The organism is Pseudomonas sp. GM_Psu_1, from assembly GCF_026544185.1.
Classification (GTDB): domain Bacteria; phylum Pseudomonadota; class Gammaproteobacteria; order Pseudomonadales; family Pseudomonadaceae; genus Chryseomonas; species Chryseomonas oryzihabitans.
The window spans coordinates 223,747-237,624 of the sequence record NZ_JALNUX010000003.1 but is presented as its reverse complement, the minus strand read 5'-3'; the positions used below and the strand labels follow the sequence as shown (position 1 = coordinate 237,624).

Annotated in this window: 14 protein-coding genes; 10 read left to right on the top strand and 4 right to left on the bottom strand. The window is 64.9% G+C overall.

Annotation, left to right across the window (positions count from 1 at the left end):
* Positions 1-26 precede the first annotated feature (26 nt).
* Positions 27-587: a DUF1993 domain-containing protein gene (locus tag OXS31_RS06235; protein ID WP_007158734.1), complete on the top strand. Its 561-nt coding sequence runs from the start codon at positions 27-29 to the stop codon at positions 585-587.
* Positions 588-667: 80 nt separating this feature from the next.
* Here OXS31_RS06235 and OXS31_RS06230 read toward each other — a convergent pair whose 3' ends face one another.
* A complete protein-coding gene (locus tag OXS31_RS06230) occupies positions 668-1,264 on the bottom strand; it encodes an NUDIX domain-containing protein (protein ID WP_267398349.1) in 597 nt (198 codons plus the stop codon).
* A gap of 104 nt (positions 1,265-1,368) precedes the next feature.
* On the opposite strand from OXS31_RS06230, the gene OXS31_RS06225 reads away from it, so the two are divergent.
* The 3 genes from OXS31_RS06225 (at position 1,369) to OXS31_RS06215 (ending at position 5,449) form a co-directional block, all read left to right on the top strand.
* On the top strand, positions 1,369-2,121 hold the full coding sequence (locus OXS31_RS06225; RefSeq protein ID WP_074582969.1) for a DeoR/GlpR family DNA-binding transcription regulator: 753 nt from the start codon (positions 1,369-1,371) through the stop codon (positions 2,119-2,121).
* 133 nt (positions 2,122-2,254) lie between these two features.
* Positions 2,255-3,004, top strand: a complete 750-nt coding sequence (locus OXS31_RS06220) for a BPL-N domain-containing protein (RefSeq protein ID WP_267398348.1) — start codon at positions 2,255-2,257, stop codon at positions 3,002-3,004.
* Between the two features lie 786 nt (positions 3,005-3,790).
* On the top strand, positions 3,791-5,449 hold the full coding sequence (locus tag OXS31_RS06215) for a methyl-accepting chemotaxis protein (RefSeq protein WP_267398346.1): 1,659 nt from the start codon (positions 3,791-3,793) through the stop codon (positions 5,447-5,449).
* A gap of 122 nt (positions 5,450-5,571) precedes the next feature.
* Here the strand turns inward: OXS31_RS06215 and OXS31_RS06210 are convergent, their stop codons facing one another.
* Both OXS31_RS06210 and rlmE read right to left on the bottom strand, forming a co-directional pair.
* Entirely contained in the window at positions 5,572-5,943 is a 372-nt protein-coding gene (locus tag OXS31_RS06210; protein WP_027599722.1) for a hypothetical protein, read from the bottom strand.
* 352 nt (positions 5,944-6,295) lie between these two features.
* Entirely contained in the window at positions 6,296-6,916 is a 621-nt protein-coding gene (rlmE, locus tag OXS31_RS06205; RefSeq protein ID WP_007158737.1) for a 23S rRNA (uridine(2552)-2'-O)-methyltransferase RlmE, read from the bottom strand.
* A gap of 244 nt (positions 6,917-7,160) precedes the next feature.
* Between rlmE and OXS31_RS06200 the strand changes: the two genes are divergently transcribed.
* Together OXS31_RS06200 and OXS31_RS06195 are read left to right on the top strand one after the other, a co-directional pair.
* Positions 7,161-8,810, top strand: a complete 1,650-nt coding sequence (locus tag OXS31_RS06200) for an NAD(P)/FAD-dependent oxidoreductase (RefSeq protein WP_267398344.1) — start codon at positions 7,161-7,163, stop codon at positions 8,808-8,810.
* A complete protein-coding gene (locus OXS31_RS06195) occupies positions 8,810-9,535 on the top strand; it encodes an RNA methyltransferase (protein ID WP_027601994.1) in 726 nt (241 codons plus the stop codon). Before OXS31_RS06200 ends, OXS31_RS06195 begins: the two co-directional genes overlap by 1 nt.
* Before the next feature lie 181 nt (positions 9,536-9,716).
* On the opposite strand, the gene OXS31_RS06190 is transcribed toward OXS31_RS06195, so the two are convergent.
* On the bottom strand, positions 9,717-10,109 hold the full coding sequence (locus OXS31_RS06190) for a helix-turn-helix domain-containing protein (protein WP_144953373.1): 393 nt from the start codon (positions 10,107-10,109) through the stop codon (positions 9,717-9,719).
* 103 nt (positions 10,110-10,212) lie between these two features.
* On the opposite strand from OXS31_RS06190, the gene OXS31_RS06185 reads away from it, so the two are divergent.
* From OXS31_RS06185 to OXS31_RS06170, 4 genes are all read left to right on the top strand, one after another.
* Entirely contained in the window at positions 10,213-10,938 is a 726-nt protein-coding gene (locus OXS31_RS06185; protein WP_144944636.1) for an SDR family oxidoreductase, read from the top strand.
* Positions 10,939-11,106: 168 nt separating this feature from the next.
* Positions 11,107-11,427 carry an EthD domain-containing protein gene (locus tag OXS31_RS06180; RefSeq protein ID WP_267398342.1) on the top strand — a complete coding sequence of 107 codons (321 nt, stop codon included), beginning with the start codon at positions 11,107-11,109 and terminating at the stop codon, positions 11,425-11,427.
* Positions 11,402-12,016, top strand: coding sequence for a hypothetical protein (locus OXS31_RS06175; protein WP_267398341.1), 615 nt, complete (start codon positions 11,402-11,404; stop codon positions 12,014-12,016). Before OXS31_RS06180 ends, OXS31_RS06175 begins: the two co-directional genes overlap by 26 nt.
* A gap of 377 nt (positions 12,017-12,393) precedes the next feature.
* A complete protein-coding gene (locus OXS31_RS06170) occupies positions 12,394-13,617 on the top strand; it encodes an MFS transporter (RefSeq protein ID WP_074582993.1) in 1,224 nt (407 codons plus the stop codon).
* The last annotated feature ends 261 nt before the right edge of the window (positions 13,618-13,878 follow it).

The window sequence follows — 13,878 nt, the reverse complement described above, 5'->3', positions numbered from 1 at the left end:
CCTCCAGCCCCCATAAAGGACTCGCCATGACCTTCACCGATATCCTCGTTCCCACCTATACGAATCTGCTCGGCGCCCTGTCGGCCTGGCTCGGCAAGGCCGAGACCCAACGGCCGGACGGTGCCGCCGAGGCCTTGCTGGTCGCGCGCCTGGCGCCCGACATGTTCCCGCTCGCCACCCAGATCCGCTTCGCCTGCGTCCAGGCCCAGGAAGGGATGTTGCGACTGCACGACCAGGCCTTTCCGCCCGAACTGACGGACCTGCTCAACGAAGGCCGCAACGCCGCCGAACAACCGGGCACCCTCGCCCAGGCGCAGGCCCGCATCCGCGAAACCCTGGACCGGGTACAGGCCATCGCCGGCGAAGGGTCGCCCATCAAGGAGGGCGCGCCGGTCGCTCACGAACTACCCCAAGGACTGGTGTTCGACTTCACCGCCGAACAGTACGTCCGCGACTGGGCGCTGCCGCAGTTCTACTTTCACGTGATGACCGCCTACGCCATCCTCCGCGCTCAGGGCGTCGAGCTGGGCAAGGCCGACTACGTCGCCCATGTACTGCCCTTCCTGAGGCCCGGCGCGTCCTCCTAGTTGCCAGGCGGTCAGCGCCCGGAGCCACGTCTCCCGGATTCGAGAGGGGCTGCCAGAGCCCTGGTCGTCAGCCTTGGCGATCAGCTGACCGCCAGGTGTGGCCTGAGCTTCAGGGCCGCGTACTGCAGCAGCATGATGGTCTTGCCGTCACGAATGGTCCCGGCATCGATCATCGCCAGCGCCTCGTCCAGGTCGACCTCGAGCACGGCGATGTCCTCACCTTCCGCGACATTGCCACCTCCGGCCGACTTGCGATCGCCCGGCGCGTATTCGCCGACGAAGAAATACAGCCGCTCGGTCACCGAGCCGGGGCTCATGAAGGCATCGAACACCTGCCGCACCTCCCGCACCTGAAAGCCCGTCTCCTCCTCGACCTCGGCACGGATGCGCACCTCGGGCTCGGCCGCGTCCAGCAGGCCGGCGGGCGCCTCGATCAGCAGGTCGTCGTGGCCGTTCACGAAGGCCGGATAACGCAGCTGGCGCGTCAGCACCACGGTGCGCCGCCGGGGATCGTAGAGCAGGATGGTCGCGCCATTGCCGCGATCGTAGGTCTCTCGCGATTGCCGCTGCCAGGTGCCATCACTGCGCAGGAAGGCGAAGGTGGTCTTCTTCAGGACGAACCAGTCGTCAGACAACACCTCGACCTCTTCGACACGAATACGCGGGGCGATGCTCATGGGCGATCCTCTGGGTTGGCGAACGGTGTTTACCGCTCTGAGCCTTCGCGCTAGAATTCGTGCAGTTTCGTGCAACGTCAAGGATTTTCGTGCAGGAGTCTCCGATGCTGACCCGTGAACGCAAGGCGCTTATCCAGCAGGTGCTGCGCCAGGAAGGCCGACTGGTGGCCAAGGCCTTCAGCCAGCAGCTGGGGGTGTCGGAAGACACCATTCGACGCGATCTGCGGGAACTGGCGGCGGAAGGTGTGCTGCAACGCGTGCATGGCGGCGCCTTGCCGGCGTCGGCTGCCGTCGCGGACTACGCCAGGCGTGAAGAGACGTCCACGGCAAGCAAGGTGGCACTCGGCCAGGCGGGCATCCGCCTGATCCAACCGGGACAGATCGTCTTTATCGATGGCGGCACGACCAATGTCCAGCTCGTTCGCCACCTGCCCAAGGAGCTTGAGATCACCGTGGTAACCCATAGCCCGAACATCGCGGTGGAGCTGGTCGAGCATCCGCTGATCGAGGTTGAGCTCATGGGTGGCCGCCTGTTCAAGCATTCCATCGTGACCCTGGGCGCGGCCTGTGCGGAGGCCATCGCCCGGGTGCGGGTCGACAGCTACTTCATGGGCGTGACCGGACTGCATCCCGAGACGGGCGCCACCACCGGCAATGCCGAGGAAGCCGCGATCAAGCGCATCATCAGCCGCCAGGCGGCGGAGACCTTTGTGCTGGCGACGCGGGAAAAACTCGGCGCGGCCTCTCCCTACGGCATCATCCCGCTGGCCGATGTCAGCACCCTGGTAACGGACGCGGCGCCTGACGACGAGGCGCTCGGGGCGCTGCGTTCGGCGCTTTCCGTGATCCACGCCTGACGCCCCTACCGCCCTGGCACGCCCTTCGCCTGATAAGCTGACCCGTAACGGCGTGTTTCGGTCCTTGAATGGATGGGGCCAAAGCCTGATGCCGCTTGCCAATCCTAGAGCCCCCTGCAAAAGAGTCCAGCGGATGACGCTTTCAACTGGAGTAAGACGCGCCGCGCTGGCGCTCCTCTGTCTGGCCGGTCCCTTGCCACTGGCCCAGGCTGCCCAGGCGCCCACCGTGGCGGTGGCCGTCTACCGCGGCCCTGCGGGATGTGACGACTGCTCCGAAACGGTCCGGACGGCCATCGAACGGCTGGACCCGCGCTATCGCGTTGACTTCGTCGGCCCGGCGGAACGCATCGATATCACGCCTGCCAACCTGCGCCGCTACAGCCTCTATGTACAGCCGGGCGGCGGCCAGGACATTCCTGCCGCCCTGGCCAGCCTTGGCGATGCGCGCAGCGCCGCGCTGCGTGACTACGTCGCCCTGGGCGGACGCTATCTGGGACTGTGCATGGGCGCCTACCTTGCCGATGCCGGAAACCTCAGGCTCATACCCGACGATCTGGACTCGGAGGTGGGACGCCCCGGCTTTCCCGTGACCACCATCGACGACGCCGCGGTCGCCGTACGCTGGGCAGGCCACGACGACCACGTTTTCTACCAGGATGGGCCCTATCTACCGTCCAGTCATGCGCCTGGCGTTCGGGTGCTGGCGACCTATGCCAACGGGGACATCGCCGCGGCCCGCTATCCCTTCGGCCGTGGCGTGGTGGCCCTGAGCGGACCGCATCCGGAGGCCGATGCGAGTTGGTTCGAACAGGCCGACATCCCACCGGCGAGCCGGCCTCGGACGGCTCTGTTCAAGAGCCTGGTGGACGAAACCCTGCGCTGAGGCCGTGCTCTGGCGGTGAGACGTGTTGGCGGGCAGACCATCCTGCCCCTTTTGCGCAGGCCGGCGCAATTGACGGTCAGAGTGGCGAGATCAGTTGGACTATGTAGCGCCCAGGGGATGGACGCGGGCGAACATGACCTTACCACTCTTGCTGTGCCTCCCACTAACTGCCGAAGGCTCAAACACCAACTTTTCCGGCCAGCGGCTAGATATAAAAAGAACAATGGAAACGTTGTAGCCATATCCATCAAAATAAAACTTCCAACTAAAACTTTGGCAGATAGACCAATCTGATTGAGAGAACTGCCCCAGGGTTTAACTCGCTGCACTTACTCACAACTTTACTCGCTGAACCCGCGCGCAGTTGAACCATGATCCCGCCCACCTTCCGCGCTTCATCCGTACCGTTGCAGGATCCAAGACTCGTGGCTACGCAGAACGCCGCTGAGGCGCGATCCACCAAATGCGCGATTTGGACTGTCGAAACTGCCTTTCAACGCGCCGCCTACTGTCCGCTTCGCTTAGCCCTACGGGGTCGCGAGCGACTGTCGGCCCATTGCCCGAACACAACGCCCTGGAACTTCGCCACACGCCACCATTAGCGTGAAAACAATTATCGGAAGAATATTAACGCTAACTACAACAACTGTTTTTATTTATCGAAGTGGCGTTAGGCCACTATAAATTTAGTTAAGCCCGATCCGAAAGCCTGCCTATTGACGTCACTATTCCGTCGTCAGTCCTGGCTAGTCGCGAACACTAGCCTTCCTAAGCAGGAGCTTTCAGATGTTCAAGAATTTCCGGATTGGCACCCGCCTCATCGTGTCCTTTATCGCCGTGGCGTCCATCAGCCTGGTCGTGGGGTTGGCAGGTCTGAGCAACAGCAGCCAGATCAACGATCTGGCGACTCAGCTCTATCAGAACGAGTTGCTCGGGCTGTCCTATATCAAGGAGGCCAATCTGAACCTGGTCTTTATCGGCCGCGCGCGCAGCAACTACCTGCTGGCAACTTCCGAAGAGGATCGCAATCGGGCCCAGGCGGAGGTCAAGCTGGGCCTGGCCAACGTGCGGGACAATCTCGCCAAGGCCCGCCCCCTGTTCAGCAGCGAGGCGTCGGCCGCCAATTTCCGGCAGATCGACGAGTTGCTCGGCAGCTACACCTCTCAACTGGACCAGGCCATGGCGATCGCGGGCAAGCGGACGCTCCGTGACGCCGACCCGGAGCTGGACAACCAGCTGGTCAGTGTCCGCCGTTATGGCGACCAGGTGGGCGTGCTGATGACCGAACTGTCCAAGCGCAAGGAGCAAAACGCCAGCGACGCCAACGACCTCACCGACCAGATCTATGCCCGCAGCCGGGTCATGCTGATCGGCATCATCGCGGGGGGCGTGGCCTTTGGCATCCTGCTGGGCTTCCTCATGAGCCGCAGCATCACCCGGCCCCTGCGCGCCGCCGTCGAGATCGCCGATCGCCTGGCCGCCGGCGACCTCACCCAGCGCATCGACGCCGAGGGCCGTGACGAGACCGCCGCCCTGCTGCGCGCCATGGACGGCATGAACCAGCGCCTGTCGCAGATCATCAGCGATGTCCGCAGTGCCTCCGATGGGCTGGCTAGCGCGTCGGAAGAGATCTCTGCTACTGCCCAGAGCATCAGCCAGGCCAGCACCGAGCAGGCCGCCTCCGTCGAGGAGACCAGTGCCAGCGTCGAGCAGATGTCGGCCTCCATCGCCCAGAACACCGAGAACGCCAAGGTCACCGATGGCATGGCCGGCAAGGCCAATCGCGAGGCCAACGAAGGCGGCCAGGCCGTCAGGGACACCCTGGTGGCGATGAAGACCATCGCGGCCAAGATCAGCATCATCGACGACATCGCCTACCAGACCAACCTGCTGGCCCTCAACGCCGCCATCGAGGCGGCCCGTGCCGGCGAGCATGGCAAGGGCTTCGCCGTGGTGGCGTCCGAGGTGCGCAAGCTGGCTGAGCGCAGCCAGGTCGCCGCCCAGGAGATCAGCAACGTCGCCCAGGGCAGCGTGGCCCTGGCCGAGCGCGCCGGCTCGCTGCTGGACGAGATGGTGCCCTCCATCAGCAAGACCTCCGACCTGGTGCAGGAGATCACTGCCGCTTCGGAAGAACAGACCTCTGGCGTCGAGCAGATAAACAGCGCCATGCTGCAGCTGAGCCAGGTCACCCAGCAGAACGCCTCGGCCTCCGAGGAACTGGCCGCCACCGCTGAAGAGATGAGCAGCCAGGCCGAATTGCTCCAGCAACTGATGGAGTTCTTCACCCTGAACAGCACCCTGACTGGCCAAGACCTACCGCGCCCCGCTACCAAGCGCTCGGGACCGGGGCTGGCCAAGCGGGCGGCCGCTCTCGTCGACAACTCGCGGCAGGCCAGCCAAGGCGGCATCCCCGTCGGCTATGCCCGTTTCGAAGAGCCGGCCTGAGACCGGTCCGGCAATACGGTCCCCTTCGGCAGAGGTGCTCACCCCCGGGTGAGCACCTCTGCCTGCAAGACACCGGATGGACGCTGGTCAGGATCCCTGGCCAGTCTGTCTGCTGGAAAGCCTCAGCGGCCCACGCCGAGAAAGGCTTTGAGCTCGAGCACGATAGCCGTGACCTCTTCCTTATCGGTGAAGCCGATCCGCGGCCAGTCATAGCGACTGTCACGCTCGGTGGGGTGGCCGCTGGCGACTTTCAACTGCCTGAAGAAGTGTCGAGTTTCGACGACCCCTCGGCCTGCGCGCCTGGCATGGGATTCGATCTCGAAGGCGATCTCGCCCAGATTGCCCTCGGCCAGACCCGCCACGGGCCGATACAGGAAGATCTGACCTCGCTCGGCCTTCACGCATCTGAAACCATGCCCGCTTTCCATCTCGTACAAGGCGCCATAGATGTCCGTCAGCAATCTTCTGGCCGTCTCGAACACATAGGTATTCATCTCTTCCGCCCCCAGTTTTCGGCACGAGATCACCGCAACAACTGCTTGAGCGCAGATGAATAGGAAACCCTAGCAGCCGCCCAGGAATTAACTCCTGCCGGAAACATCCCTTCACAGTTGCGAGATAGCGCTGAAGAGCGACGCCAGTTCGCCTTGGCCCTGATTACGGGATTCTCAGCGTCTCCTGAGCAAGGGAGCGGCTTTTCGAAAGACGCGTCGATGTGCTGCAGCAGCTCCAGGAGCCGGCGCACATACTCGACGGGTAGCGGCAGGTATTAATGACGAAACAGCACGGCGGAAGATCATCTCGGCGGGCCATCTGGCAGGCCCGCGCCGGCGGCAAGGGCCAGAACTAGCCCTTGAAACCCTTGCCCACCAGATAGACCTCGCGCGAGCGGGGACGCGAGGCTTCGGGCTTGCGGATCGACACCTTCTCGAAGGAGGTGCGTACGTCTTTCAGGAAGACATCGGAGCCTTCGCCCTGGAACACCTTGACCACGTAGTTGCCACCGGGCTTGAGCACCTGGCGCACCATGTCGAGGGTCAGTTCCACCAGGTACATGGCGGCGGCCTGGTCGGCGGCCGCGACCCCGCTGATGTTGGGCGCGATGTCGGAGACGATCAGATCGGGCTGGCGGCCATCGAGCACGCCGAGGATCTTCTGGAAGACGGCATCGTCGGTGAAGTCGCCCTGGACGAAGTCGACGTTGTCGAGGGCTCCCATCGGCAGGATGTCGGTGGCCACCACGCGGCCCTTGTCGCCAACGATGCCGCCGGCCACCTGCGACCAGCCGCCGGGCGCGGAGCCCAGGTCCATGACCAGCATGCCGGGACGGATCAGCTTGTCCTTCTCGTTGAGCTCGATCAGCTTGTAGCTGGAGCGCGAGCGCAGGCCGTCTTTCTGAGCGCGTTTTACATAGGGATCGTTGACGTGTTCATCCAGCCAGCGACGGCTGCTTTTGGATCTTTTCATGTTGGAGCTACCACGGGAAAGCGGGTGAGGAGCGGACGCGCGCCAGGTCTGGCCGGCCGCAAAGTGGCGGCGATTATAAGCCGATAACGCCCGGGGACGAATCGGGGATCGCCCGAGCGACCGCCAGGCCGCCCAGTGGAGCGCCCATCGTCCCGGCCTGACAGCGCTGGAGCCGCCGGGTACAATCGCCGCCCTACCCCCCTCGTCCCTTCCTTTGCCGGAGTCACCGGCCAGGATTATTGTCATGATTCGCATCAACGAACTGTCTCTGCCGCTTGACCACACCCCCGCCGAGCTGCGCCAGGCCATCCTGGAACGCCTGAAGCTGAGCGACGCCGACCTCCTCGATTTCACCGTGTTCAAGCGCAGCTACGATGCGCGCAAGAAGAACAGCGTCATCCTGTTCATCTACATCATCGACCTGGAAGTGCGCGACGAGACGACGGTACTGGCGCGCTTCGCCAATGACCTGCACGTGCGTCCGGCGCCGGACACCGGCTATTACCCAGTCGGCCAGGCGCCGGCCAACCTGACCGAGCGCCCGCTGGTGGTGGGTTTCGGTCCCTGCGGCCTGTTCGCCGCCCTGCTGCTGGCCCAGATGGGCTTCAAGCCCATCGTGCTCGAGCGCGGCAAGGACGTGCGCAGCCGCACCAAGGACACCTGGGCGCTGTGGCGCAAGAAGGTGCTGAGCCCCGAATCCAACGTGCAATTCGGTGAAGGCGGTGCGGGGCTGTTTTCCGACGGCAAGCTCTACAGCCAGATCAAGGATCCGAAGTTCTACGCCCGCAAGGTGATGCACGAATTCGTCCGCGCCGGCGCGCCGGAAGAGATCCTCTACGTCAGCAAGCCGCACATCGGCACCTTCCGCCTGACCGGCGTGGTCGCCGCCATGCGCGAAGAGATCATCGCCCTCGGCGGCGAAGTCCGCTTCGAGAGCAAGGTGACCGACCTGGTGATCAACGACGGCCAGCTCGAGGGCGTGGTGCTCGCCAGCGGTGAGACCCTGCATAGCCGCCATGTGGTGCTCGCCCTGGGTCACAGCTCGCGAGACACCTTCCGCATGCTGCACCGCCAGGGCGTGTACATCGAGGCCAAGCCCTTCGCCGTCGGCTTCCGCATCGAACACCCCCAGGGCATGATCGACCAGGCCCGCCTGGGCAAGTACGCCGGCCACCCGGAACTCGGCGCCGCCGACTACAAGCTGGTCCATCACGCCAAGAACGGCCGCGCCGTCTACAGCTTCTGCATGTGCCCGGGCGGCACCGTGGTGGCCGCCACCTCAGAGCCGGGCCGCGTGGTCACCAACGGCATGAGCCAGTACTCGCGCAACGAGCGCAATGCCAACTCCGGCATCGTGGTGGGCATCAATCCCGAGCAGGATTTCCCCGGCGATCCGCTGGCCGGCGTCGAGTTGCAGGAGCGCCTGGAATCGCGCGCCTACGAACTGGGCGGCAGCGACTATTGCGCGCCCGGCCAACTGGTCGGCGACTTCATTCGCGGCGTGCCCTCCACCGAATTCGGTGAAGTCGAGCCCTCCTACAAGCCCGGCGTGCGCCTGGGCGATCTGGCGCCGTCGCTGCCCGCCTATGCCATCGAGGCCATCCGTGAAGCCCTGCCCGCCTTCGGCAAGCAGATCCGCGGCTTCGACCGCCATGACGCCATCCTGACCGGCATCGAGACCCGCACCTCTTCGCCAGTGCGCATCACCCGCGACAACGACAGCCTGCAGAGTTTGAATCTGCGCGGCCTGTATCCGGCCGGGGAAGGCGCCGGCTACGCCGGCGGCATCCTCTCCGCAGGCGTGGACGGCATCAAGGTCGCCGAGGCCCTGGCCAAGGCGATGCTCGCGGAAGGCGACGCGCAGGACGCGCCGCTGGTTCGGGCTGCGGGTTGATGAAGCTCGACGACATCAAGAAGCTCCACCAGAAGAAGTACCGCGCCGAATTCGGCCACTTCCTGGTGGAGGGCGAGCACCTGGCGCTGGAACTGCAAAAGGCCGCGCTGCAGCATCCCCCGCTGCAGCGCGCCGAACTCTATGTGACGGGCGCCTACGAACACTGGCAGAGTCCGTTCCGGACGCACCTGATCAGCGACCGCCAGATGGCGCAGCTCGCCGACACCAAGACCCCGCAGGGCATCCTCGCGGTGGTGCCCATGCCCCGGGAGCCCGTGGCAGCAGCGGTCGAGGGCGAGCGCGCCGTCTATCTGCACGAGATCCAGGATCCCGGCAACCTGGGCACCATCCTGCGTACCCTGGCCTGGTTCGGGCGCTTCCGCTGCCTGCTCAGCCCGGGCAGCGTCGATCCCTATAACCCCAAGGTGGTCCGCGCCAGCATGGGCGCCATCTTCCACACCCCGCTGGAACTCGACGTCGAACTCGCCGGCCTGCAGCAGCGCTTCCCCCGCCTCGCCTGCCTGGACATGCAGGGCACGCCGGTGCAGTCCGCTGATTTCGCAGCCTTCGACTGCTACCTGTTCGGCAACGAAGCCCGCGGCGTTCCGCGCGAGCAGCTGGCGGCGCTGAACGCCCAGCCCTTCACCATCGGCGGTTCGGGCGCCATCGAGTCCCTGAATCTGGCGGCCACGGTGAACATGTGCGCCTATGAGTTGAGTCGCTAGCGCTGGCGCACGCCGCGTGGTGGCCGCTCCAGAGGGCGGCGAGGCTCCTCCCAGGCGAAGAGAGGCCGTCCCGCCCGCGCTCATGACTCAGCAAGCCTCTTGCCGGGGATTCACTGGCAGTCCCTGAAGCACCACGCCCGTCCGCTGCGCTGGCAAGAGCGGCGAACCCAGATGACGGGCGCTAGAGGTCCTCGTCCTGCCCTTCTCCCTTTCGCGACTCGTCGTAGACCCGTTGCGCCTCTTCCATGGCGGCACCATTCGCCAGAGACCATTGATAAAGCGCGGCGAAGGGTTCGCGCAGCGAGCTGCCAAGCGGGGTGATGGTGTATTCGACGCCGATCGGCTGTGTCGGCAGTACCTTGCGACTGATCAGGCCGTTGCGCTCGAGCCGCTTCAGGGCTTCGGAAAGGGATTTGTGGGTGATGCCGTGGAGGCGGCGCTTGAGATCGTTGAAGCGCGCCGGCTGCGTACACAGGACGCTCAGGATCAGCACGGCCCACTTGTTGCCGATGTGTTCGAGGATGGGACGCGTCGCGCTGACGTCGAGCGGGAGTTCGAGCTCGTTGCTGGACATGGGTATCCGCCTGGACATCTAGGCACCCTCAGGTGCGTTCTTGCGATCAGATATACGAATGATACCGTGCTCCTGGACAGCCACAGCAACCGGGTGAGGATCCATGAGCATACTTTCAGCAAAAGTCGCCGTCGTGATCGGTGGTCATGGCGGGATCGGTGGGGCCATCGCGGAACGCTTCGCGACCGAGGGCGCCACGGTGTACGCCAGCAGTCGACGCACCCAGGCCCGCGACGTCGAACGCGGCGCGGGCAGGTTGCTCGAGCGCAGCCTCGATGCGTCCGATGTGACGGCCCTTGCCGCCTTCTTCGACAGCGTGCGGCGCGAAGCCGGGCGGGTGGATGTGCTGGTGGTGAACGCCGGCCTCTCGGAGTTCGCACCGCTCGAGACCCTTACCGCAGAGCACTTCGACCGCACCTTCGCGCTCAACGTACGCGCCCTGCTCTTCGCCACCCAGGCGGCGACGGCGATCATGCCCGCTGGCGGGGCCATCGTATTGATCGGCTCCATCGCCGCCGCGATCGGCACCCCGGGCTATGGCGTCTATGGGGCGAGCAAGGCGGCGGTACGCTCCTTCGCGCGGACCTGGGCCAATGAACTGGCGCCCCGCAACATCCGCGTCAACGTCGTCGCGCCGGGGCCCACGGACACCGCCATGATGGCGGCGACCTCGGCGGAGGTACGGGAGCAGCTGAACAGGCTGATCCCGCTCGGCCGGATGGCACGCGTCGAGGAAGTGGCCGCGGCCGCGCTCTTTCTCGCCAGCGACCAGAGCAGCTTCATCACCGGCGCCGAGTTGCCGGTCGACGGTGGCATGGCGCAGGTCTGACAAGCGTCTCGCGCCTGGATGTTCAGGACGCGCTCCACGGATCGAGCGCGTCCGGGTCCGGGCGGGTAGGTACGCACCATGGCCCGGGATCTCGCTCGCGAACGTCCGGAGCTTATCGCCAACATCAGGGGTCCACTTTCCAAGTCTCGCCTTCAGGAATGCGCCCCCATGATCACTCTCAACAGCTACACCACGGTCAAGCGTCGCGAACGCGTGCCCCATGACCTGTTCGCGCAATACCGGCGTGATGTCCACGGTCCCCTGTGCGCCCGTCTGCCGGGGCTCGGTCACTACGTGCAATACCACTTCGACCGAGAGCAGGACGCCCATCTGTGGCCGCTGGCCGAGGGCATCCGCGAGATTCCCGACTACGAACTGGATGGAATGGTCGAGATCGGCTTCGCTGACGAGGCGCATCAGCGTACCTTCCAGGCCGCCAGCCCCGTGCTGTTCAGCGACGAGCATGTTCGCCGAGACGCTTGCCTATGATCTGCCCTATGGCTCGCATGCCTTCAAGAACACGCTGGCGGACGAGCAGCACAACGGTCCCGACCAGCTGGATCGCCTGCAGCTCCATCTGCATCCCCGCGACAGCCTCGAGGACCTGAACACTTATCTGCTGAGCCACCTGGGCCCCTGGCTGGCCACCCAAGCGGCCGTCCTGAAAGTGCGCGTCCACCCGTGCGTGCCCTTCGTCAACGACGGTCAGCATCCGCCGTCGCCCGACGTGGCGCACCGGGCCGATGCCATCCGCGCGGCGCTGTCGATGGTGGAGATCGTCTTCGCCTCGCCACTGGAACGCCGACGTTTCTTCGCCAGCGAAGCCTTTCGCAGCAGCCTGCCCGAACAGGCGCGGCACATCGCCTGCCTCAGGGCATTCGCCGTGTCCGGGGTTTACACCTACGTCCATGCCGGCCAGCTCACCACCGCCGGCCTGCGCGGCAGTCGCGCGGCCGAACTGATCGAACGCATCGGGGCGGTCAACCAGACGCAGGACGAAGTCGTGCATCTGCTTCGTCACGGCGCGTTACCGGAAAACGATGCGCCCTCCTCGGCATCGACCCCACGCCAGGACTGAAGGCCATCGGTCCTACTTCCGGCCGGCTTGGTTGTTCACCCCATGCTCGACAACGGCGCCGTGCCGGCCGCTAGGGCCGGACGAGGAGACCTTCGTCCCGCCAACTTCTGCCAGCCCGGCTGCTCGGGCTGGCGGGCTGGCCATTGCAAACAACAAAACGAAATGACATTCTAAAAAGCCAGCTCATAGCTGGTTGTTACCCCGCAACTTGAAACGGCCGGCCTGATGACGGGTTCTGCGCACTGCCCGCCCTGTGTGGCATGAGCGCCAGGGGGTAGCCGCTCTTGTCCCAAGCATCGCCGTGCTGGTTGTCGCGGTGCCGCACTTGACCTGCCGGACCGGCCGCTGCCTGCCGAGTCAATCTGGAGACAGCCTTCTTGGCGAAACCTGCTCAGCCCTCCCGTTGGCCCACCGCTGTACGGGCGCTCGCCCATCGTGACTTCCAGATCTATTTTGCCTGCCAGGGCGTGTCGACCCTGGGCAAATGGGTGCAACAGGTCGCGCTGTCGTGGATGGCCTATCACGTCACCGCTTCCGCCACCCTGCTGGGCGTCATCACCTTTCTGACGCTCGCCCCGCAATTGCTGGTAGGTCCGATCGCCGGCGCCTGGATCGACCGCCACGACAAACGCCGTTGCCTGATCGCGGCGCAGTCGCTGCTGGCCATCCAATCGCTGTTGCTCGCGCTCTTGAGCTGGCAAGGCTGGATCGACGCGCCGATCCTGATCGCCATGGCTCTATTCCTGGGCTTGCTGAATGCCCTGGAAACACCACTCAGACAGGCACTCATCGGTAGCTTCGTGGCCGACGCCAGCGATTTGCCCAACGCCCTCGCCCTCAATGCCATGCTGATCAACGCCGCGCGCTTCATCGGCCCGCCGTTGGCCGGCGCCCTGATCGCCGCCAGTAGCGAAGCGCTGTGCTTCCTGATCACGGCGATCGCCTTTGCCACCTTGCTGCTGGGCCTGACGAAGGTTCAGGGCAGCGCGACCGCCAAAGCCAGCGGCTCGACCAGTCAAATGTTTCGTGAAGGCCTGGGCTACGTCTGGAATACCTTCTCGGTCCGGCGCCTGATGCTGGGGGTGGTCGCCGTCAACCTGCTGGCCTCCAACTACAGCGTCTTGCTGCCGGTACTGGCCAAGACGCTCTACCTCGGCGATGCCCGGATGCTGGGGTGGCTATGGGGAGCCGCCGGTGCGGGTGCCTTCGTCGCCACGATCATGCTCGCCCTCGCCGGCGCCTTGCACCGCCTGAGGCGCGTGATCTTCATCGCCGAGTTGTGCTGCGCCCTGGCCCTGTGCCTGCTGGCGTTCCAGCTGCCGCTTCCCTTCGCGCTACTGTTGCTGGCCCTGCTGGGCTTCGGCATCACCGCCAACAACGTCAGCACCAACATGCTGTTGCAGGGCGATGCCCCGGCAGCGCTGCGTGGCCGCGTGATCGCCCTGTACATCGCCATGCGCTTCGGCTTCGAGGCGGTGGGTGGCCTGCTCGCCGGCTTGCTCGCCAGCGCCCTAGGCGCCCCCCTCACGCTCGGCATCGCCGGTCTGCTGTTGCTGACGTTCCGTGCAGTGGAAAGCCATCTCAATGCCAAAAAGGAATGAAGTGCCGATTCGCAGGTAAGGCTTACCACGATCAACACCCCTCTGAGCGCTGAATCGAAGTAGCGAGAAAGTGGTAGTCGCGTGCCAGAAGAGCGTCAGGATAGGCAGCCCCCCACCTCTCGATGGAGGCAGCCATCGCCATCTGCGTTCGATACTTGCACAGTGTTCGCCGCCAAAAACGGTGATGCGACCCTCTACCTCAGCGTTATCCGAGTCCTACAGTCGCCTGGCAGTTCCTGCTGATGAATCGTACGGGACTGA